18 protein-coding genes are annotated in these 19,571 nt (G+C 71.2%); 10 read left to right on the forward strand and 8 right to left on the reverse strand.

Translation table 11 applies throughout. From position 1 onward, the window contains the following. The first annotated feature begins 41 nt into the window (after nucleotides 1–41). The 8 genes from ACWEN0_RS33880 to ACWEN0_RS33915 all read left to right on the forward strand — a co-directional run bounded on the left by ACWEN0_RS33880 (nucleotide 42) and on the right by ACWEN0_RS33915 (nucleotide 9,973). Nucleotides 42–1,340 carry an amino acid deaminase gene (locus tag ACWEN0_RS33880; RefSeq protein ID WP_451982977.1) on the forward strand — a complete coding sequence of 433 codons (1,299 nt, stop codon included), beginning with the start codon at nucleotides 42–44 and terminating at the stop codon, nucleotides 1,338–1,340. Then, nucleotides 1,340–2,926 carry an N-acyl-D-amino-acid deacylase family protein gene (locus tag ACWEN0_RS33885; protein WP_451982980.1) on the forward strand — a complete coding sequence of 529 codons (1,587 nt, stop codon included), beginning with the start codon at nucleotides 1,340–1,342 and terminating at the stop codon, nucleotides 2,924–2,926. The genes ACWEN0_RS33880 and ACWEN0_RS33885 overlap by 1 nt, the downstream gene beginning before the upstream one ends. Next, nucleotides 2,923–4,311 (forward strand): GntP family permease, encoded by a 1,389-nt coding sequence (locus ACWEN0_RS33890; RefSeq protein ID WP_451982983.1) that lies wholly within the window; start codon nucleotides 2,923–2,925, stop codon nucleotides 4,309–4,311. Before ACWEN0_RS33885 ends, ACWEN0_RS33890 begins: the two co-directional genes overlap by 4 nt. Before the next feature lie 62 nt (nucleotides 4,312–4,373). Continuing rightward, the gene (locus ACWEN0_RS33895; protein ID WP_451982986.1) at nucleotides 4,374–5,501 is read left to right on the forward strand and encodes a lactonase family protein; all 1,128 of its coding nucleotides are present in this window, start codon (nucleotides 4,374–4,376) and stop codon (nucleotides 5,499–5,501) included. Between the two features lie 30 nt (nucleotides 5,502–5,531). After that, entirely contained in the window at nucleotides 5,532–6,815 is a 1,284-nt protein-coding gene (locus ACWEN0_RS33900; protein WP_451982989.1) for an extracellular solute-binding protein, read from the forward strand. Continuing rightward, a complete protein-coding gene (locus tag ACWEN0_RS33905; protein ID WP_451982992.1) occupies nucleotides 6,815–7,762 on the forward strand; it encodes a carbohydrate ABC transporter permease in 948 nt (315 codons plus the stop codon). The genes ACWEN0_RS33900 and ACWEN0_RS33905 overlap by 1 nt, the downstream gene beginning before the upstream one ends. Next, nucleotides 7,759–8,601: a carbohydrate ABC transporter permease gene (locus tag ACWEN0_RS33910; RefSeq protein WP_451983517.1), complete on the forward strand. Its 843-nt coding sequence runs from the start codon at nucleotides 7,759–7,761 to the stop codon at nucleotides 8,599–8,601. Before ACWEN0_RS33905 ends, ACWEN0_RS33910 begins: the two co-directional genes overlap by 4 nt. Nucleotide 8,602: 1 nt before the next feature. Then, a complete protein-coding gene (locus ACWEN0_RS33915; RefSeq protein WP_451982995.1) occupies nucleotides 8,603–9,973 on the forward strand; it encodes a beta-N-acetylhexosaminidase in 1,371 nt (456 codons plus the stop codon). Between the two features lie 22 nt (nucleotides 9,974–9,995). Here ACWEN0_RS33915 and ACWEN0_RS33920 read toward each other — a convergent pair whose 3' ends face one another. The 4 genes from ACWEN0_RS33920 to ACWEN0_RS33935 all read right to left on the reverse strand — a co-directional run bounded on the left by ACWEN0_RS33920 (nucleotide 9,996) and on the right by ACWEN0_RS33935 (nucleotide 14,313). Further along, nucleotides 9,996–10,238 carry a hypothetical protein gene (locus ACWEN0_RS33920; RefSeq protein ID WP_451982998.1) on the reverse strand — a complete coding sequence of 81 codons (243 nt, stop codon included), beginning with the start codon at nucleotides 10,236–10,238 and terminating at the stop codon, nucleotides 9,996–9,998. An 18-nt stretch (nucleotides 10,239–10,256) separates the two neighbouring features. Then, the gene (locus ACWEN0_RS33925) at nucleotides 10,257–12,005 is read right to left on the reverse strand and encodes a M64 family metallopeptidase (RefSeq protein ID WP_451983001.1); all 1,749 of its coding nucleotides are present in this window, start codon (nucleotides 12,003–12,005) and stop codon (nucleotides 10,257–10,259) included. Between the two features lie 68 nt (nucleotides 12,006–12,073). Beyond that, nucleotides 12,074–12,742, reverse strand: coding sequence for a response regulator (locus ACWEN0_RS33930; RefSeq protein WP_451983004.1), 669 nt, complete (start codon nucleotides 12,740–12,742; stop codon nucleotides 12,074–12,076). Next, on the reverse strand, nucleotides 12,739–14,313 hold the full coding sequence (locus tag ACWEN0_RS33935) for a sensor histidine kinase (protein ID WP_451983007.1): 1,575 nt from the start codon (nucleotides 14,311–14,313) through the stop codon (nucleotides 12,739–12,741). The genes ACWEN0_RS33930 and ACWEN0_RS33935 overlap by 4 nt, the downstream gene beginning before the upstream one ends. 157 nt (nucleotides 14,314–14,470) lie before the next feature. Here ACWEN0_RS33935 and ACWEN0_RS33940 point away from each other — a divergent pair, with 157 nt between their 5' ends. Beyond that, the gene (locus ACWEN0_RS33940; RefSeq protein ID WP_451983010.1) at nucleotides 14,471–15,829 is read left to right on the forward strand and encodes a cation:dicarboxylate symporter family transporter; all 1,359 of its coding nucleotides are present in this window, start codon (nucleotides 14,471–14,473) and stop codon (nucleotides 15,827–15,829) included. A gap of 98 nt (nucleotides 15,830–15,927) precedes the next feature. On the opposite strand, the gene ACWEN0_RS33945 is transcribed toward ACWEN0_RS33940, so the two are convergent. After that, nucleotides 15,928–16,320: a winged helix-turn-helix transcriptional regulator gene (locus tag ACWEN0_RS33945; protein ID WP_451983013.1), complete on the reverse strand. Its 393-nt coding sequence runs from the start codon at nucleotides 16,318–16,320 to the stop codon at nucleotides 15,928–15,930. Nucleotides 16,321–16,442: 122 nt separating this feature from the next. Here ACWEN0_RS33945 and ACWEN0_RS33950 point away from each other — a divergent pair, with 122 nt between their 5' ends. Further along, a complete protein-coding gene (locus ACWEN0_RS33950; RefSeq protein ID WP_451983519.1) occupies nucleotides 16,443–17,855 on the forward strand; it encodes a DHA2 family efflux MFS transporter permease subunit in 1,413 nt (470 codons plus the stop codon). Here ACWEN0_RS33950 and ACWEN0_RS33955 read toward each other — a convergent pair. From ACWEN0_RS33955 to ACWEN0_RS33965, 3 genes are read right to left on the reverse strand one after another with little or no spacing between them, the layout of a single operon-like run. Continuing rightward, on the reverse strand, nucleotides 17,843–18,286 hold the full coding sequence (locus ACWEN0_RS33955; RefSeq protein WP_451983016.1) for an SRPBCC family protein: 444 nt from the start codon (nucleotides 18,284–18,286) through the stop codon (nucleotides 17,843–17,845). The two genes, ACWEN0_RS33950 and ACWEN0_RS33955, sit on opposite strands and share 13 nt — an antisense overlap. 4 nt (nucleotides 18,287–18,290) lie before the next feature. After that, nucleotides 18,291–19,007 carry an anti-sigma factor family protein gene (locus tag ACWEN0_RS33960; RefSeq protein ID WP_451983018.1) on the reverse strand — a complete coding sequence of 239 codons (717 nt, stop codon included), beginning with the start codon at nucleotides 19,005–19,007 and terminating at the stop codon, nucleotides 18,291–18,293. Then, nucleotides 19,004–19,555 carry a sigma-70 family RNA polymerase sigma factor gene (locus ACWEN0_RS33965; protein ID WP_026469270.1) on the reverse strand — a complete coding sequence of 184 codons (552 nt, stop codon included), beginning with the start codon at nucleotides 19,553–19,555 and terminating at the stop codon, nucleotides 19,004–19,006. Before ACWEN0_RS33965 ends, ACWEN0_RS33960 begins: the two co-directional genes overlap by 4 nt. Nucleotides 19,556–19,571: the final 16 nt, after the last annotated feature.

Raw genomic sequence — 19,571 nt, forward strand, 5'->3', positions numbered from 1 at the left:
CGCAACAGTCGTTGCAACATACGCAACCGAGGTCGCCGCCGATGAACCCTTGCCAGATGGACCCCGCCGCGCTCGACGCCCTCCGCCAGGAGCGGATCGACTGGCGCTTCCGCTCGGCCGCCCCCGCGCTGAGCGGGCTCACCCTCGCCGAAGCCGCGGATCGCCGGCTCAACCTGTTCACGGACGGGTTCTTCGGGCCCTTCGTGGTCCTCGACGAGGAAGCGCTCGAGCACAACCTGCGGACGATGGCCGCCTGGTGCGCCACCCGCGGCGTCGTGCTCGCCCCGCACGGCAAGACGACCATGGCGCCGCAGCTGTTCGCCCGCCAGATCGAGCACGGCGCGTGGGGCGTGACCTGCGCGAACGCCGGTCACCTCCGGATCTACCGCGCGTTCGGCGTCTCCCGGATCCTGCTGGCCAACCAGCTCCTCGACCCGTCGGGCCTGCGGTGGCTGGCCGCCGAACTGGCCGCGGACCCGGACTTCGAGTTCGTCTGCTGGGTCGACTCGGTCCGCGGCGTCGAGCTGATGACCGAGGCCCTCGCCGGGTCCCAGCGCCCGGTCGACGTCCTCCTCGAACTGGGTGCCGACGGCGGCCGCACCGGCGTCCGCGACACCGAGACCGCGCTGGCCGTCGCCGAGGCGGTGCACGCCAGCCCGGTGCTGCGGCTGCGCGGCACCGGCGGTTACGAGGGCGCGCTCTCGCACGACACCGACGAAGCCGCGCTCGCGAAGATCAGCTCCTATGTGGACGGTCTGCGCGACCTCGCGATCACGTTCGCGGACAAGGGACTCCTCGACGGCCAGATCATCGTCACGGCCGGGGGAAGCGCCTACTTCGACCAGGTCGCGAACGAGCTGACCAAGCCGTGGCCGGCCGGGCTCGACGTGCTGCCGGTGCTGCGCAGCGGCGCGTACGTCACCCACGACGACGGCTTCTACCGCGAGATCTCCCCGCTCGGCGACCACCCGCGCATCGACGGCGTCGCGTCGTTCCGGCCCGCCCTGCACGCCTGGGCGCAGGTGACGTCGAAGCCGTCGGACGAGCTCGCGCTGCTGACGATCGGCAAGCGTGACGCGTCCTTCGACGAAGGCATGCCCGAGCCGCAGCTGCGGCGCACGCCGAACGGCCCCGCCGAGCCGCTGAAGGACCACGTCGTCGCGAAGATGAACGACCAGCACGCGTTCCTGACCCTGCCCGCCGGGTCGCCGGTCGAGGTCGGCGACTGGATCCGGCTCGGTCTGTCGCACCCGTGCACGGTGTTCGACAAGTGGCCGCTGCTGCCGGTGACCGCGGCCGACGGCGAAACCGTCGTCGACCTGGTCCGGACGTGGTTCTGATGGACGTCGTCGTTAAGAACGCGCTGGTCGCCGACGGCACCGGCGAACCACTCGCCCGCCACGACGTCGGGATCAGCGACGGCAAGATCGCCGAGGTCGGCTCGCTCACCGGACGACGCACGATCGACGCCGACGGCCTGGTGCTCGCGCCCGGGTTCATCGACATGCACTCGCACTCCGACCTGCAGCTGCTGGCCAACCCGGACCACGCGGCCAAGATCACCCAGGGCGTCACGACCGAGGTGCTCGGTCAGGACGGCCTGTCGTACGCGCCGGTCGACGACACCGTTCTCGAGGCCCTGCGGCAGCAGCTCGCGGGCTGGAACGACGACCCGGCCGGGTTCGACTGGAACTGGCGCTCGGTCGGCGAGTACCTCGACCGCCTGGACCGGGGTGTTGCCGTCAACGCGGCCTACCTGGTGCCGCAGGGCACGGTCCGGATGCTGGCCGTCGGCTTCGACGACCGCCCGGCCACGGACGCCGAGCTGACGCGGATGAAGGAACTCGTCGCGACCGGCCTGGCCGAGGGCGCGATGGGGATGTCGTCCGGGCTCACCTACACGCCCGGGATGTACGCCGGCACGAGTGAGCTGGTCGAGCTGTGCCGGGTGGTCGGCGAGGGCGGCGGGTTCTACAGCCCGCACCACCGCAGCTACGGCAAGGGTGCGCTGGAAGCGTTTGCGGAGATGATCGACGTCAGCAGGCGCTCGGGCTGCCCGCTGCACCTGGCGCACGCGACGATGAACTTCTCGGTGAACAAGGGGAAAGCGCCCGACCTGCTGAAGCTGCTGGACGACGCGCTCGACGACGGCTGCGACGTCAGCCTCGACACCTACCCGTACCTGCCGGGCGCGACCTACCTCTCGGCGCTCCTGCCGAGCTGGGCCTCCGAAGGCGGCCTCGACGCCACCCTCGCCCGGTTGTCCGATGTGGACGAACGCGAGCGGATCCGCGAAGCGATCGAGGAGTCCGGTTCGGACGGCGCCCACGGCGTCCCGATCGACTGGGACGCCATCGAAATCAACGGCGTCCGCAACGAGCACAACACCCACCTCGTCGGGCACAGCGTGGCCGCGTCGGCACGCGCCGCGGGTACCGAACCGGCCACGCTGTACTTCGACACCCTCCTCGACGAAAAGCTCGGCACGTCCTGCCTGATGCACGTCGGGCACGAGGAGAACGTCCAGGCGATCATGCGCCACCGGACGCACACCGGCGGCAGCGACGGCCTGCTCGTCGGCGCCCGGCCGCACCCGCGCGCCTGGGGCACGTTCCCCCGCTACCTCGCCCGGTACGTCCGCGAACTGGGCGTGCTGGACCTCACCGAGTGCGTCGCCCACCTCACCGGGCGGGCCGCACGGCGGCTGCGGCTGACCGACCGCGGCCTGGTCCGCGCCGGGTACGCCGCCGACCTGGTGCTGTTCGACCCGGACCGGGTCGCCGACACCGCCACCTTCGACGATCCGCGGCAGCCCGCCGCGGGCATCAGCCACGTCTTCGTCAACGGCGTCGCCGCGCTCGACGACGGCCGTCCCACCGGCGCCCTCGCCGGCCGGTCCCTGCGCAACCCCGGGAGAGCCCGATGATCCACTGGCTGCAACACACCACGGGCGGTCTGCTCACGCTCGCCGCCGTCTCGATCGCCGTCCTGCTGCTGTTGATCGTCAAGCTCAAGGTCGAGCCGTTCATCGCGCTGATCGTCGTCGGCCTGCTCACCGCGCTGGCCGCGGGCCTGCCGGTCGGGACGATCGTCGGGACCGCGCAGAAGTCGTCGGATTCGTTGCTGGAAAAGGGCTTCGGCAGCATTCTCGGGCACATCACGGCGATCATCGGGCTCGGCACGTTGCTCGGGTCGATCCTGGAACGCTCGGGTGGCGCGAAAGTCCTGACCGGTGCGCTGCTGAAGGCGTTCGGGGAGAAGCGGGCGCCGCTGGCGATGGGCATCGCCGGGTTCATCTTCGGCATCCCGGTGTTCTTCGACATCGGCATCTTCGTGCTCGCACCGCTGGTCTACGTCGCGGCGCGCCAGGGTGGCCGGTCGCTGGTGCTCTACGCCATGCCCCTGATCGCGGGCCTGTCGATCACGCACGCGTTCCTGCCGCCGCACCCGGGTCCGGTGGCCGCGGCCGGGCTGCTGCACGTCGAGCTCGGCTGGATCATCCTGATGGGCCTCGCCTGCGGTGTCCCCGCGTTCCTCATCGGCGGCGTACTGTACGCGACCTGGATCGGCAAGCGCATCGACATCGCCGTGCCCGAGGACATGATCGTCGCCGAGGAAGAGGGCGAACAGGAAGCGGACGTGCCGTCGCTGGCGCTGGTCGGCTCGATCATCGCGGTGCCGCTGGTGCTCATCCTCGCCGGGACGTTCGGCAGCATCTGGCTGCCCAAGAACTCCACGCTCTCGGGCGTCGCCGCGTTCATCGGGACGCCGGCCGTCGCGCTCACCATCGCGGTGCTGCTCGCGTCGTGGCTGCTCGGCCTGCGCCGCGGGTTCACCGGCAAGGACCTCAACGAGCTGGCCGCGAAGTCGCTGCGGCCGGTGGCGATGATCCTGCTGGTCGTCGGCGCGGGCGCGTTCTTCGGCGCGGTGCTTTCCGCGACCGGCATCGGCAAGGCCGTGGCCGACTCGCTGCACGACGCCGGGCTGCCGGTGCTGCTCGCCGCGTACGTCATCAGTTGCGGCATGCGCATCGCGCAGGGCTCGGCGACCGTCGCCATCGTGACGACGAGCGGGATCATCGCGCCGACCGTGGCGCAGCTCGGGTATTCCCAGGTGCAGCTGGCCTTGCTGGTGATGGCGATCTCCGCCGGGTCGATCATCGCCTCGCACGTCAACGACGGTGGCTTCTGGATCGTTTCGCGGTACTTCAACATGAGCGTCCTGCAGACGCTGAAGTCCTGGACGGCGCTGGAAACCGTGCTTTCCCTGTCCGGTTTCGGGGTTTCGGCATTGCTCATGGCCGTGGTCTAGACCATACTGGGGTGAGCCGCCGACCCGAACTCCGCCGCCCTCGAAAGCACTGGGAGACAATGATGACCGGACTTTCCCGTCGCACGTTCCTCGGCGCCGCCGCGGGCGCGAGCGCTGCCACCGTTTTCGGCCCGCAGCTCGCGTCCGCGGCCACCACCTCGAAGGGCTGCATCGCCGGAGGAACCGTGTACATCGGCAGTTACACCAGCGGGGCGAGCGGCCACGGCCTCGACGTCTCCAGCCGCTCGGGTGCCACGCTGAACCCCGTGCGCACGGTGCCGGGGATCACGGACACGTCGTGGTTCGACCGGAGCGCGGACGGCAAAACCCTTTACGTGACCAACGAAGGCGACCCGAACGGGTTCGTCTCGGCGCTGAACATCGCCGACGCGGCGAACCCGAAGCCGCTCAACAAGGTGACGTCGAAAGGCGGCGCGCCGACGCACCTGAGCGTGCACTCGAGCCAGAAGTACGTGCTGGCCGCGAACTACAGTTCGGGCAGCGTCGTCGTGCTGCCGATCCAGGCCGGCGGCAAGCTCGGCGCGGCCACGGACCTGGTGACGCACCACGCCGATTCCGGGCAGGCCCACGCCCACCAGGTCGTCAACGACCCGACCGGCCGCTGGGTGCTGTCGGTCGACCTCGGCGCCGACTCGGTGTACGTCTACTCCCTCGACGTCGGCACCGGGAAGCTTTCGCTGCACCAGCAGCTGAAGCTGCCCGCCGGTGCCGGGCCGCGGCACCTCGCGTTCGACAAGACCGGGTCGTTCGCCTACATCCTGCAGGAACTGCGGCCGGAGGTGACGGTCGCGAGCTGGGACGCGGCCGCCGGGAGGCTGAAGGCGCTTTCCGTCGTCCCGGCGGTGCCGCCGGGCAGCACCGGGGATCTGTTCCCCGGCGAGATCACCCTGTCCAAGGACGGGAAGTTCGCCTACGCCACCGTCCGCGGCCCCAACACCCTGGCGACGTTCTCCGTCGCCGGCGACCGGCTGCAGCTGGTGTCCACTGTGTCCAGTGGCGGCAACTGGCCGCGGCACGTCGCCCTCGACCCCGGCGAAAACTGGTTCTACGTCTCCAACCAGCGGTCCGGCACCGTCACCTGGCTGCCCCGCGACCCGGCCACCGGCCTGCCCGGCGCCGTCGCGGGCAGCCTCGCCGTGCCCGACGTCAACTCGGTCCATTTCGCCTGACGCCGTTCAGGTACCCACTGGAGGATCGTCATGAGACTGCGCCGCACCCTGCCCGTGATCGCCGGGCTGGCCCTGCTCGCCGGCTGCGCCCCCACCCAGTCCGCACCCGCCGGCGCCGGCGGGGACGACCGGACCGGCACCGTCCGCGTCTGGCTGTTCGACGAGGCCAACCGCGCGCCCAAGGAGGCCGCGGTCAAGGACGCCATCACCGAGTTCAAGGCGGCCCACCAGGGCGTCGAGGTCGACGTCCAGTGGGTGCCGGTCGAAGGCCGCGCAGACAAGTTCTCCGGCGCCTTCAACGACCCGGGCAACGCGCCGGACGTCGCCGAGTTCGGCAACACCGACGTCTCCAGCTACGCCGCCACCGGCGCGCTGGCCGACCTCACCGGCGACCTCGCGTCGTGGCGCGAGGGCAAGGACCTCATCCCGACCGTCGTCGACACCGCGAAGTCCGGCGGCAAGACCTACGGCCTGCCCTGGTACACCGGGATCCGCGCGTTGTACTACCGCACCGACGTCTTCACCGAGCTCGGCCTCAAGCCGCCGGCGACGCTCTCGGAGCTGACCGAAACGGCCCGGCGGATCCGCGCCGCGAAGCCGGACCTCTACGGCATCTCCGTCGGCGGCAAGTACACCTACGCGATGCTGCCGTTCCTCTGGGCCAACGGCGGCGAGCTGGCGACCGACACCGGCGGCAAGTGGACCTCGGCCGTGACCGAGGACAAGGCCAAGGCCGGCGTGACGCAGTACGCGAGCCTGCTCAAGGACGACATCTGCCCGCCCGCGCAGTGCGCGAACCTGACCGGCACGCAGAGCGTCACGGCGTTCGCGGGCGGCAAGGCCGGGATGACGATCGGCGGCGACTTCAACCGCAAGGCCGTCGAGCAGGGTGCGGTGAAGGGCAAGTACGCCGTCGTCCCGATCCCGGGCACGACCGCGGGCAGCGTCGCTCCCGCGTTCGCCGGCGGCAACCTGCTCGGCGTCTTCACCGCGAGCAAGCACCGCAGCCTGGCCACGGACTTCATCGAGCTGCTCGGCGGCGCGAAGTACCAGGAGAAGATGTACACCGCGATGGGCAACCTGCCGACGCTGAGCAGCGTGCAGCAGAAGCTCGCGGCGAACGACCCGTTCCTCAAGCCGTTCGTCGACACGCTCAAGGCGGGCACGAAGTTCGTCCCGGCGACGCCGGCGTGGTCGAAGATCGACAGCCAGAACGTCCTGCCGACGGCGGTCCAGCAGATCGCCACCGGCGGCAAGGACCCGGCCGCGGCCCTGACCGACGCCGCCGCGGCGATGGACAAGGCCTTCGGCTAGTGGTGACCGTCCAGGAAGCCCCTTCCGTCACGGCTCCCGCACGGCGGCCGCGGCGGACGGGGGACGGCCGGGCCGCCGCGCTGTACCTGGCCCCGGCGGGCATCCTGCTCGCGGCGCTGCTGGCCTACCCGATCTACCAGCTGGTCCTGATCTCGGTCTACGACTACGGCCAGCCGCAGGCCGCGGGCAACGCTCCCCTGGTGTTCCTCGGCTTCGCGAACTACGCCGACCTGCTGTCCCAGGTGCAGTTCTGGACCGTGCTCGGCAAGACGGTGGGGTTCGCCGCGGCCTGCGTGATCGGCTCGCTCGTCGTCGGCACCGGGCTCGCGGTGCTGGCTTCGCGCGTGCGTTCGCTCCCCCGCACGCTGCTGTTCCTCGCCGCCCTGGGCGCGTGGTCGACGCCGGCGATCGCGGGCTCCTACGTCTGGCTGTTCCTCTTCGACACCGACTTCGGCCTGGTCAACGAGGTGCTCTCGGGCATCGGGCTGCCGTTCGAGCACCACTCGTGGACCTTCGGCACACTCGGCGCGTTCGGGCTCGTCGCCGCCGAGGTGATCTGGTGCTCGTTCCCGTTCGTGCTGGTCACGATGTACGCCGGGATCAAGGGCGTCCCGGACGAGGTCCTCGAAGCCGCGTCGCTCGACGGCGCGTCGGTGTGGCGCACGAGCTGGTCGATCGTGCTGCCGATGGTGCGGCCCCTGCTGATGATCGCGACCGTGCAGTCGATCATCTGGGACTTCAAGGTCTTCACCCAGATCTACGTGATGACCAACGGCGGCGGCGTCGCCGGCCGCAACCTGGTCCTCAACGTCTACGCGTACCAACAGGCTTTCGCCGGGCAGGAGTACGGCCTCGGCTCGGCGATCGGAGTCGTCATGACGCTGTTGCTGCTGTCGGTCACCGGGCTGTACGTCCGGTCCCAGCGCCGGAGCGCGGCGTGGCTGTGAAACGCCCCGGCCGGCTGATCGCCGAAGTCGTCACGGTCGTGATCGCCGGGATCGTCGCGTTCCCGCTCTACTGGATGCTGCTCTCGGCGTTCAAGCCACCGGGTGAGATCCAGTCGGCGAACCCCAAGCCGTGGACGTTCAGCCCGTCGCTCGACAGCTTCGAGCGCGTGCTCACGGTGTCCGGCTTCGGGCGGTTCTTCGTGAACAGCCTGGTGGTGGCGCTGGTCGTCGTGGTGCTCTCGCTGCTGCTGTCGTTCCTCTCGGCGGTGGCGCTGACGCGGTTCTCGTTCAAGGGCCGGACCGTGCTGCTGGTGATGATCCTGGTCGCCCAGATGGTGCCGGTGGAGGCGCTGACCATCCCGCTGTTCTTCCTGATGCGCCAGATCGGCGGCGTCGTGCCGGCGTTCGGGCTCAACGAGCTGGGCTCGCTGGTGCTCGTGCACCTGGCGTTCAGCCTGCCGTTCGCGATCTGGATGCTGCGCGGGTTCGTCGCCGCGGTGCCGGTCGAACTCGAAGAGGCCGCGAAGCTGGACGGCGCGTCCCGCCTGCGGTTCACCTGGCAGATCCTGTTCCCGCTGGTCGCACCCGGGCTGGTGGCGGTGAGCGTGCTCGCGTTCATCCACGCCTGGAACGACTTCCTGTTCGCCAAGACGTTCATCATCTCCAAGACCGAGAACCAGACGCTGCCGCAGGCGATCCTGGTGTTCTTCAAGCCGGAGGACACCGACTGGGGCGCGGTGATGGCGTCCTCGACGCTGATGACCGTTCCGGTGCTCGTGTTCTTCGTCCTCGTGCAACGACGGCTGGTGTCCGGTATGGCCGGCGCCGTGAAGGGCTGAAATGGCTTTCGACACCCTGCTCCCCCGCCCGGTTTCCGTCGAGCCCGCGGAAGGTTCGTGCCCGTGGCCGTCCCCTGTGGACGTTCGCCGGGCGGACCTGCCGGCGGAGGGCTACCGGCTGGAGATCTCCCCGGCCGGGATCGTGCTGCACTGCGGCGACGCCGCCGGGGAGGTCCACGGCCGCCAGACGCTGCGGCAGCTCGTGGGCCCGGACGCGTTCCGCGCGGCTTCCCTCGAGGACGGGCTCACCGTGCCCTGCGGCGTCGTCGAGGACCACCCGCGGTTCGGCTGGCGCGGCTGCCTGCTCGACGTCGCCCGGCACTTCCGGACCAAGGCGGAGGTGCTGCGGTTCGTCGACCTGCTGGCCGCGCACAAGCTGAACGTGCTGAACCTGCACCTCACCGACGACCAGGGCTGGCGTTTCGAAGTCCCGGAGTACCCCAAGCTGACGTCCGTGGGCGGCTGGCGGCCGTCGTCGATGGCGGGCAGCGGGGGTGCCCAGGACGGCCGTCCGCACGGCGGCTTCTACACCGGCGACGACCTGCGGGAGATCGTCGCGTACGCGTCGGCGCGCGCGATCACCGTGGTGCCGGAGGTCGACATCCCCGGCCACGCCCGCGCGGCACTGGCGGCGTACCCCGCGCTCGGCACCGAGGACGCCTACGAAGTCTGGACCGCCTGGGGCATCAGCACTTCCCTGCTGAACCCGTCGGAGTCCACTTTGGACTTCTTCCGCACGGTGTTCGACCACCTCCTCGACATCTTCCCTTCGCCGGTGATCGCGCTGGGCGGCGACGAGACGCCGGGCGCGACCGGCGAGCACCGCGAGTTCGTCCGGCTCCTCGCCGAGCACCTGGTGGCCCGCGGCCGGACGCCGATGGGCTGGGACGAGGTCCTCGACATCCCCGGCCTGCCACCGATGGTCATCGGCTCCTGGCAGAACGAGGCGGCGGGCCTGCGCGCGGCCGAGGCCGGCCACGACGTCGTCATGTGCCCCGAGCAGCACGTCTACCTCGACCACCGGCAGGCCGACCACCTCGGCGAGCCGGTCCCGGTCGGCTGGGTCCACACCCTCGAGGACGTCTACACCTACGAGCCGGCGCTGACCGGGCCGCGCCTGCGGGGCGTGCAGGCGCAGGTGTGGAGCGAGCACCTGGACACCGTCCGGCGAGTGGACTACATGGCGTTCCCGCGGCTGTCGGCGTTCGCGGAGGTGGCGTGGAGCGGCGGCGCGCGGGACTACGCCGAGTTCCTGCCGCGGCTGCGGGACCACCACCTGCCGCGGCTGGACGCGCTCGGCGTCGAGTACCGGCCGCTGGCCGGGCCGCACCCGTGGCAGACCCGGCCGGGCGTGCCGGGCCGGCCACGCTGATCAGGGCAGCAGGCCGACGGGCTCACAACCGGAATTCCGGCAGGACCCAGTTCGTGAGCAGATCGGTCACGTCCGCCACCGCGTCTTCGTCGTCGTCCCGGCCCTCGGCACGCAGGAAGTGCATCGTGTCGAGGAGTTCCTGGTACAGGTCCGCGCGCTTCACCCCACGCTCGAGCTGCTCCACGAGCAGCGGCCTGATCTCGATAACGCTCCGCCCGGCTGCCACGGCGGCCAGGAGCCGGGCACGGAATCCGCCATCGTCCATGTCCGGCTCAGCCTCCCTCTACGGCAACAGCGTCACCGTAACCGACCGCGTCGGGCCCACGTTGCCCGCCGCGTCGATCGAGCGGTACTCGATGCGGTGGCGGCCGTAGCCCGGGGTGCGCGTCGCGAACGGCGAGACCGTCAGGCCGCCGGAGCCGAGGTTGCCGTACGCCAGGCCGTCGATCTCCGTGCCGCGGGCCGTGAACAGGTACGGGGCGTTCGGGTCCGTCGGCCAGCCGTAGTACTTGTGCCAGCCGTCGCCGTCCACGCGGAACTCCGGCATTCCGTCCGGTGACGTCAGGCGCATCGGGAACGAACCGTGGAACACCGTGCCCGGCGGCAGTTCGACGCTTGTCGTCGGGCCCGTCGCGTCCACCGGCCACGCCAGGGTGGTGCCGCCCGTGGTCGCGGTGAGCGTGTGCGCTCCGCGGGACTCGTCGAGGGCGTAGTCGGAGCCGGTCGCCACCGGGCGGCCGTCGAGCGCCCAGCGGACCTGCGGGATCGAGCCCGTCGGCTCGCCGGTCTCGACGTAGACGACGTCGTGGCCGCCGACCGCCGCGGTGGTCGGCGTCGACGCCTCGACCGCCACAGCGGCCTCCGGCGGGGTGGTCACCGAGGTGTCGACGGTCCACGTGCGCGACGCCGTCGGGCGGACGGCCGGGTCGCGGACGAACGGCGTCGGGTCCGCCACCGTCGCCGTCAGCGTGTGCTTGCCCGGCTTGACGTGCGCCCGCCGGAGGTCGAGCGCGTCGGAGCCGCGCAGGGGGACGCCGTCGAGGGTCCACGTCACCGCGAGGCGGTGCCCGACCGGGTGCATCGTCCGCACCCAGACGACGCGGTCGGCGCCGATCGTCCCGGCCGGCGTGCCGCCGCTCAGCAGTGGCACCTTCGCCGAGATCCGCTGCGTCATGCGTTCGCGGCCGACCTGGTCGAAGGCGTAGCCCAGCGTCTTCATCATCGAGTGCTCGCTCGGCCGCCAGACGCCGGTCTGCGTGTAGAGCCCGCCTTCGAACCGGCCGATCGTGCCGCCCGCCTCGCTGGGCTCGCCCAGCCAGCGCCACCACTTCGCCTTCTGGTCGCGCATCTGCCGCTCGGTCAGCAGGGTGTGGTGGATCGACGCCGGCTCGCCGCCTTCGTAGGCGCCGCCCGGGACGTTGCGGGCGTAGTAGTCGTACTCGTCGTCGAGGCCGCCGAGCGAATGGCCCAGCTCGTGCGGCGAGATCAGGGCGGACAGCGCGTTCCCGCCGGACGCCGTCGCGTAGGTGCCGCCCGCGCCGCCGTAGGTGCTGCTGTTGGCCAGCGCCAGGATCTGCCGGTTCGCGGGGGTCGTGCCGGGGACGAGATCGGCGTAGCGCTGCGCCGCGTCGTCGTCGACGGTCAGCAGGCGCTGGACGCTCTGCGCGTTGCAACCGCCCCAGAAACCCATGTTCAGCGGGGTGTTCCGGCGGGGTGCGTCGAGTGACGGGTCACAGTCCACACCGGACTCGGGCGAGGCGATCGACACGGCGTAGACGTTGAAGTAACTGCGGTAGGACTTGAACGGCTCGAGCGACCACAGCGTGCTGACGTGCCGCTGGACGTCGGCGAAGAACTTCGGCTGCTCGGCGGCGGTGTAGCCGTCGCCCAGCACGACGAGGTTGAACCGCTGGGCGACGGGCCCGGTCACCTGGACGTCGGTGACGCTCGCGGCGGGCTCGGCGGCTTGTGCGGGAGTGACGATTCCGACGGTGATCAGCAGTGCGGCGAAGAACCCGGCCCACTTCGACATGGTCCCGGTCTACCGCAGTGCTTTCGCCACCGGAACCGCCGGAAGTCGGTGGCGCGCCGGGTAGGTCGTTATACGCGGGTGAGGCGGTACCAGACCTCGGGCCGCCCGACTTGGCCGTAGTGCGGCTCGCGGTGGGCCATCCCGTTGTCCGCCAAGTACTCCAGGTACCGCCGGGCCGTCACGCGGGACGCGCCGATCGCGCTCGCCGCCGCGCCGGCGGAAAGCCCTTCCGCGGCGCCCGACAGCGCGTCCGTGATCGCCTCCAGGGTCTGGACGCTCATCCCCTTCGGCAGCGGCGGCTGCTCGGTCGTGCGCAACGCGCCGAGGGCCCGGTCGATCTCCGCCTGGCCGGTGACTTCGCCCGACGCTTCCCGGAACTCGGCGTAGCGTTCCAGCTTTTCGCGCAGCGTCGCGAACGTGAACGGCTTCAGCAGGTACTGCACCACCCCGACCGACACCGCGGCCTTCACCAGCCCCAGGTCGCGCGCCGACGTCACGGCGATGACGTCGATCGGGAGCCCGGCCGCGCGCAGCGAGCGGCACACCGCGAGGCCGTGCGTGTCCGGCAGGTAGAAGTCCAGCAGCACCAGGTCGACCGGCTCGCGTTCGCAGAACCGCAGCGCGTCGCCGCCGGAATGCACGACGCCCGCGACCGAAAAGCCCGGCAGGCGCTCGACGTACACCCGGTGAGCCTCGGCGGCCACCGGCTCGTCCTCCACCACCAGCACCCGGATCACCGGTCCGCCTCCCGCCGCGGCAGGCGCACGGTGAACACCGCGCCGCCGTCCCGTCCGACGTCGACCGTGCCGCCGTAGCGGCGCACCGCCTGCCCGACCAGGGCCAGCCCGAGCCCGTGGCCGTCCCCGGCCTTCGTCGACCAGCCGCGGCGGAAGACGTCGGCATCCTCGGGGACGCCCGGCCCGGTGTCGGCGACGCGCAGCAGCAGTGCGGCGGCCTCCGAGCGGGCGGTCACGACCACCGCCGGCTTGCCGCCGCCGCGGGTGGCGGCCTCGATGCCGTTGTCGATCAGGTTGCCGAGGATCGTCACGAGGTCCCGCGAAGCGACCCCGAGCGACACGTCGTCGATCACCGTGTCCGGCGTGATCGTCAGCTCGACCCCGCGTTCGCTGGCTTCGGCGGCCTTGCCCAGCAGCAGCGCGGCGAGCACGGGCTCGGCGACCGCGCCGACGACGCGGTCGGTCAGCTCCTGGGCGAGCGCGAGCTCGGCGGTCGCGAACTCGACGGCCTGCTCCGGCTTGCCGATCTCCACCAGGGAAACGACGGTGTGCAACCGGTTCGCGGCCTCGTGCGCCTGCGACCGCAGCGCTTCCGCGAGGCCGCGGGCCGTGGTCAGCTCGCCGGTCAGGGTCTGCAGTTCCGTGTGGTCGCGCAGGACGACGACGGTGCCCTGCGACCGTCCGCCCGAGCGGACCGCGGTCGTGCTGACGAGCAGCACGCGCGCGTCCGTCAGGTGCAGTTCCTCGGCCCGGTTTTCCGCCGACGTGAACGCCTTTGCCAGCTCCTGAGGCAAGCCCAGCGACGCCAGTTCGCGCCCGACCGGGTCGCCGTCCAGGCCGAGGAGGGTGCGTGCGCCGTCGTTGCAGAGCCCGATCCGCCCGTCCCGCCCGACGAGCAGCACCCCCTCGCGCACCGAATGCAGCACGGCTTCGTGGTACTCGAAGAGGTTGCTCAGCTCGTCCGGCGCGATCCCGCGGGTCTGGCGCCGCAGCCGGGCGCTGATCAGCCAGCCGCCGAGCGCCCCGACGACCAGCACCGCGCCCGCGACGCCGAACAGCGGCCAGAGCCGTTCGCGCAGTTCCGCGGAGATCGCCGCGACGGTGATCCCGACCGCGACGAGCGCGACGACCCGCTGTCCCGGCCCGAACACCGGCACGACCGTGCGCACCGACGGCCCGAGCGAGCCCGTGTAGGTCTCGGTCAGCTCCTGGCCGTGCTGCGCCTGCTCGATCGTCCCGATGTAGTGCTGGCCGATCAGGGCCGGGTTCGGGTGGGTGTAGCGGATCCCGGCCGGGCTCATGATCGTGATGAAGTCGACGCCGGTGTCGGCCTGCACCCGCACCGCGTACGGCTGCAGCGTCGCGCTCGGGTTCGCCGTGGCGGCCGCGGTGACGACGGTCGGTGCGTCCGCCACCGCCGAAGCCACCGCGCGGACCTGGTCGCGCGCGTTCTCGTTCACCGCTCGGGACGCGTCGAGGTAGGCGAACGTGATGCCGGCGCCCGCGAGCACGCAGAGCACCGCCAGCTGCAGCACGAGCAGCTGACGGGCGAGGCTCCAGCGGGACCGCATCGTCGGGGGCACCTCCTCATACCAGCACACGCGCGCTCCGGTGTCCGAAGGGGACGGTGAGATCGCCACGCGAACTCAATGAACACAAGTGAGCCGGGTCACCGGAGTGCGCCTACAGTGTGCCGCAACCTGGAACACCCCTGAGCTGGAGGCAACGGTGCCGACCCCACCGACCACGGAGGAGACCCCGCGCAAGCGGGACAAGACCCACTACCTGTACCTGGCCGTGATCGTCGCGGTCGTGCTCGGAATCCTGGTGGGCTTCCTCTTCCCGGGCTTCGCCAAGGGCCTCAAGCCCCTCGGCGACGGATTCGTCAACCTGATCAAGATGATGATCACGCCGATCATCTTCTGCACCATCGTCATCGGCGTCGGCTCGGTCGCGAAGGCGGCCAAGGTCGGCAAGGTCGGCGTGATGGCCCTGGTCTACTTCATCGTCATGTCGACCTTCGCCCTCGCGATCGGGCTCGTCGTCGGCAACCTGCTGCACCCCGGCACCGGCCTGCACCTCAACCCGGCCGACGTGAAGAGCGTCCAGAAGTCCGCCGGCGGCGCCGAAGGCCCGGTCGACTTCCTGCTCGGCATCATCCCGAAGACCCTCGTGTCCGCCTTCACCGAAGGCGAGGTCCTGCAGACGCTGCTGGTCGCGCTGCTCGTCGGGTTCGCGCTGCAGAAGCTGGGCCCGAAGGGCGCGCCGATCCTGCGTGGCGTCGAGCACCTCCAGAAGCTGGTCTTCCGGATCCTGGCGATGATCATGTGGGCCGCCCCGATCGGCGCGTTCGGCGCCATCGCGGCGGTGGTCGGCGCGACCGGCTGGGCGGCGTTGAAGAGCCTCGCGGTGATCATGATCGGGTTCTATGCGACCTGCCTGGTGTTCGTGTTCGTGATCCTCGGGATCGTGCTGTGGCTCGGCGCCCGCGTGAACATCTGGCACCTGCTGCGCTACCTCGGCCGCGAGTTCCTGCTGATCCTGTCGACGTCGTCGTCGGAGTCGGCGCTGCCGCGGCTGATCGCGAAGATGGAGCACGTCGGCGTCGGCAAGTCGGTCGTCGGCATCACCGTGCCGACCGGGTACTCGTTCAACCTGGACGGCACCGCGATCTACCTGACCATGGCGACGCTGTTCATCGCCGCGGCGCAGGACGAGCCCCTCTCGCTCGGCGCGCAGATCGGGTTGCTGGTGTTCATGATCATCGCGTCGAAGGGTGCCGCGGGCGTGTCCGGCTCGGGCATCGCGACCCTGGCCAGCGGCCTGCAGTCGCACCGGCCGGAACTGGTCAACGGCGTCGGCTTCATCCTCGGCATCGACCGGTTCATGTCGGAAGCCCGCGCACTGACCAACTTCGCGGGCAACGCCGTCGCGACCGTCCTCATCGGAAACTGGGTGAAGGAGTTCGACCGGGAGAAGGCACAACGCGTCTTCGCCGGGCAGGAACCCTTCGACGAAGCCACGATGCTCGACGACGACGCCCACGGGGCGAAACCCGAGCCGGAGAGCGAAAAGGTCCCGGTTTGATCCCCCTCGTTCGTGCTCACTGCCCCCGCTGAGCACGAGCCACGACGGGCCGCTGTGCGAGTCTCCCCGACCTCGCGCAGCGGCCCGTTTCCACTTGTTCAGGCGGCGTCGTAGGCGACGCGGGCCGCGGCGATGTCGTCGCGGTGCCGCTCCGCCCAGCCGAGCAGGCCGTTCAGCGACTGGTAGAGCTCCTTCGCCATCGCCGTGGCCTCGTACTCCACGCGCGGCGGGACCGTCGGGTAGATCGTGCGCTTGAGCAGGCCGTCGCGCTCGAGGTTGCGCAGGGTCAGGGTCAGCATCCGGCGGCTGATCCCGTCGACCGCGCGTTCCAGCTCGGTGAACCGCACGGGCCCGCGGATGGCCTCCAGGAGGATGCCGATCGCCCACTTGCCGCTGATCCGGTTGATGACCTCCAGCACCGTGCAGACGTCGAGTTTCTCCGGGTCGATCTCGGTGACCTGGACGGGTACACCGATGTTCCCCTGGGACATGAAAGTGCCTCCTTACGCGGTCTTCCATGGTCACACATGATGAGCACTGTTACAAGAAGTGCCCTGGCACCGACCAGGGAGAACGCTCATCTGGAGGGCCTGCTGTGCCATTCGACACCACGGTGGCCGAGAACCACCCCACCCGCTCCCGCGGCCTCGCGCTCGCGGTGCTGTGCGCCGCGTCGCTGATGGTCGTGCTGGACAGCAGCATCGTCGCGGTGGCGCTGCCCACGATCCAGGCCGACCTGGGTTTCACGCCCGCCGGCCTCGCCTGGGTCGTCACGGCCTACCTGGTCGCCTTCGGCGGCCTGCTGCTGCTCTCCGGCCGGCTCGGCGACCTGCTCGGCCGCCGGCGCGTCTTCCTCGGCGGGCTGACGATGTTCACCGCCGCGTCCCTGGTGGCCGGGCTCTCGGAAAGCGCCGGTGTGCTCGTCGTCGCGCGGTTCGCCCAAGGCGTCGGCGGGGCACTGGCGGCAGCGGTCGTGCTCGGCATGATCGTCACGATGTACCCCGAACCGCGAGCCCGCGCGAAGGCGATCGGCGTCTACAGCTTCACGCAGGCCGCGGGCGCGTCGATCGGGCTCATCGCGGGCGGCGCGCTGACGCAGGCGCTGAGCTGGCACTGGACGTTCTACGTCAACCTCCCGATCGGCGTGACCGCGCTGCTGCTGGCGGTACGGGTCGTCGAGGCCGACCGCGGCACCGGGCTCCGGGCGGGCCTGGACGTCCTCGGCGCGGTCCTGGTCACCGCCGCCGTGATGCTGGGCGTGTACGGGGTTTCGTCGTCCGCGTGGGGCGCGCTGGTCGCCGCGGCCGTGCTGCTGGCCGCGTTCGTGGTGCGGCAGGCGAAGGCGCGGACCCCGTTGCTGCCGCTGCGGCTGTTCCGGATCCGCGCGGTCACCGGCGCGAACCTGGTGATGGTGCTGATGGTCGCCGGGATGCTGGGCTTCCAGTTCGTCACCGCGCTGTACCTGCAGCAGGTGCTGGGGCTCGACGCGCTCCGGACCGGCATCGCGTTCCTGCCGGTGCCACTGGTGATCGCGGCGTCGTCGCTGGGCCTGGCGGGCCGGCTGGCGGCGCGGTTCGGGCCGCGGACGGTGCTGCTGTCCGGGCTGGGCCTGGTGATCGCCGGCCTGCTGGCGCTCACCCAGGTGTCCGGCAGCTACTTCACCGGCGTGCTGCCGCCGCTGCTGCTGATGGGGCTGGGCGCCGGCGCGGCCCTCCCGACGCTGATGGGACTGGCGATGGCGGACGTCCCGGCCGGGGACGCGGGGGTGGCGTCCGGCCTGATCAACACGACCCAGCAGGTCGGCGCCGCGATCGGCACGGCCGTGCTGGCGACGGTGGCCGCGTCCCGCACGGCGGGCCTCGGCGCGCTGGAGCACCGCGAGGCGCTGGCATCGGGGTTCCGGCTGGCGTACGGCGTCAGCGCGGGCTTCCTGCTCGCCGCGGCCGCCCTGGGCGGTCTGGTGCCGGCCCGCCGCCCGCGGCCCGCCGCGGTCCCGGAGGTCCGCGTCGCCGGTCAGGCCAGGTAGTCCGACAGCCCACGGTGGCCCCGCCGCATCATCAGCGCGTGGTTCGCGCGGAAGAGCGGCCGGGCCACCGCGTCGAGCCGCCGCAGCAGCTCCTTGCGAGCCTGGACGTCCTGGGTGATCTCCAGGAGCGTGCCCGCGCCCGCCGCGCGGACCGCTCCCGCCAGCACCCCGTCCAGGTCGCCGCTCAACCGGACCCGCATCTCCCCCGCCCGTTCGTCCTGGTGGTCGCGGTGCATCCGGACCACGAGGCGGAAGGGGAGCCGGGACCGGCAGACCAGCTCGGCGGTGTCGTCGTCCACGCGGCGCACCGTGCGGACGTCCGACCACCACCGCGGGTAGCCGGCCAGGTCGGTGACCACGCCGAACACCCGCTCGGGCGCGGTACCGGGGAGCAGCCACGTGCTGCGGAACCGGTAGCGCGCGCCCGTCACGGCCTCACACCTGCGCCGAGACCAGCTTCCGGCCGTCCACCGTGACGATGTCGACCGACTTGACGTCGTCGGGCGCGACCAGGGCGGACCCGTCGAGCGAGAAGCCCTGGCTCTCCCACTTCTCGGACACCTTCCAGCTGCCCGCGGTGACCGCCTGGCCTTCCTTGGTCACGACCTGCAGCAGGCACTGCTCGCCGGCCTTGACGCCCTTCACGGCGACGTTCACCCGCACCCAGCCCTGGAAGGGGCTCACCGACGCGGCCAGCTGCACGCCGGTCGTCGGATCCCGGCCTTCGGCGCTCTTCGTGCCGGGCACTTCGGTCGGCGGCGCGGGGATCGCGAGCGGTTCGCTGCCGCCGCCGGTCTGCCGCCCGACCAGGATGCCGCCGCCGAGCGCGGCCACGACCAGCACGGCCGCCGCGACCAGGGCCAGGCCCCGCCGAGACGTCGAGCGGGCCGGCGCCACGGTCTCTTCTTCTTCGCGCACCCGCCGCAGGGTCTTCTGCAGCAGCAGGTCCCCGCCCTCGGGCGGCCCGTCGAGGAACGCCTCCGGCGGGACCTCGTCGAGCGACTCCCGCAGGGCCACGAGCTCGTTGAGGTCGAACCGGCACTGCGCGCAGGTCTGCAGGTGGCGCCGCTCGAAGTCGGCCGCCTCCGCGGGATCGAGCGCGCCGAGGGCGTACGCGCCGAGCTGCGTGTGACTCTCGTCCACCGAGTTCATCGCGCCACCTCCGTTCCGCTCGAAATCATCGCTGCTCTCAGTGCTCTCAGTGCGTAGTAAGACCTTGATTTCACGGTACCCGGTGCGACGCCGAGTGTTCTCGCCGCTTCGGCCACCGTCCGTCCCCGGTAGTAGATCTCCACCAGGACCTCTCGGTGCTCGTTAGAAAGGCCGTCCATCGCGCCGAGCACCGTCATCGAGTCGACCACGCCCTGGGCGTGATCGCGCTCGACGGCCGGCGTCGGCACGCCTTCGGCCGGTTCGGCCACCTCCTGTGGCCGGGCCGCCCGGGCACGTGCCCGGTCGGTGACCAGGTTGCGCGCGACGGTCAGCAACCAGCCGCGCACCGAGCCCTTCCCGTCGTTCTGCAGGTCGTCGGCGTGCTTCCACGCCCGGACCAGCGTTTCCTGGACCACGTCCTCGGCTGCCGCCCGATCACCGGTCAGCCTCGTCGCGTAGGCCAGCAGGCTCCGCCCGTGCTCGGCGTAAAGCTGCCGAATCAGGTCCTCGCCCTTGGCCTTCTTAGGCCGCCTGCCTCCGATCGCCACCCTCGTCCTCCCGACG

The organism is Amycolatopsis sp. NPDC004378 (assembly GCF_053602455.1).

Coding starts and splice junctions, on each gene's coding strand:
- ACWEN0_RS33900 (WP_451982989.1), top strand. CDS start 5,532: ATGAGACTGCGCCGCACCCTGCCCGTGATCGCCGGGCTGGCCCTGCTC.
- ACWEN0_RS33960 (WP_451983018.1), bottom strand. CDS start 19,007: ATGAACTCGGTGGACGAGAGTCACACGCAGCTCGGCGCGTACGCCCTC.
- ACWEN0_RS33920 (WP_451982998.1), bottom strand. CDS start 10,238: ATGGACGATGGCGGATTCCGTGCCCGGCTCCTGGCCGCCGTGGCAGCC.
- ACWEN0_RS33880 (WP_451982977.1), top strand. CDS start 42: ATGAACCCTTGCCAGATGGACCCCGCCGCGCTCGACGCCCTCCGCCAG.
- ACWEN0_RS33925 (WP_451983001.1), bottom strand. CDS start 12,005: ATGTCGAAGTGGGCCGGGTTCTTCGCCGCACTGCTGATCACCGTCGGA.
- ACWEN0_RS33935 (WP_451983007.1), bottom strand. CDS start 14,313: ATGCGGTCCCGCTGGAGCCTCGCCCGTCAGCTGCTCGTGCTGCAGCTG.
- ACWEN0_RS33885 (WP_451982980.1), top strand. CDS start 1,340: ATGGACGTCGTCGTTAAGAACGCGCTGGTCGCCGACGGCACCGGCGAA.
- ACWEN0_RS33890 (WP_451982983.1), top strand. CDS start 2,923: ATGATCCACTGGCTGCAACACACCACGGGCGGTCTGCTCACGCTCGCC.
- ACWEN0_RS33915 (WP_451982995.1), top strand. CDS start 8,603: ATGGCTTTCGACACCCTGCTCCCCCGCCCGGTTTCCGTCGAGCCCGCG.
- ACWEN0_RS33945 (WP_451983013.1), bottom strand. CDS start 16,320: ATGTCCCAGGGGAACATCGGTGTACCCGTCCAGGTCACCGAGATCGAC.
- ACWEN0_RS33895 (WP_451982986.1), top strand. CDS start 4,374: ATGACCGGACTTTCCCGTCGCACGTTCCTCGGCGCCGCCGCGGGCGCG.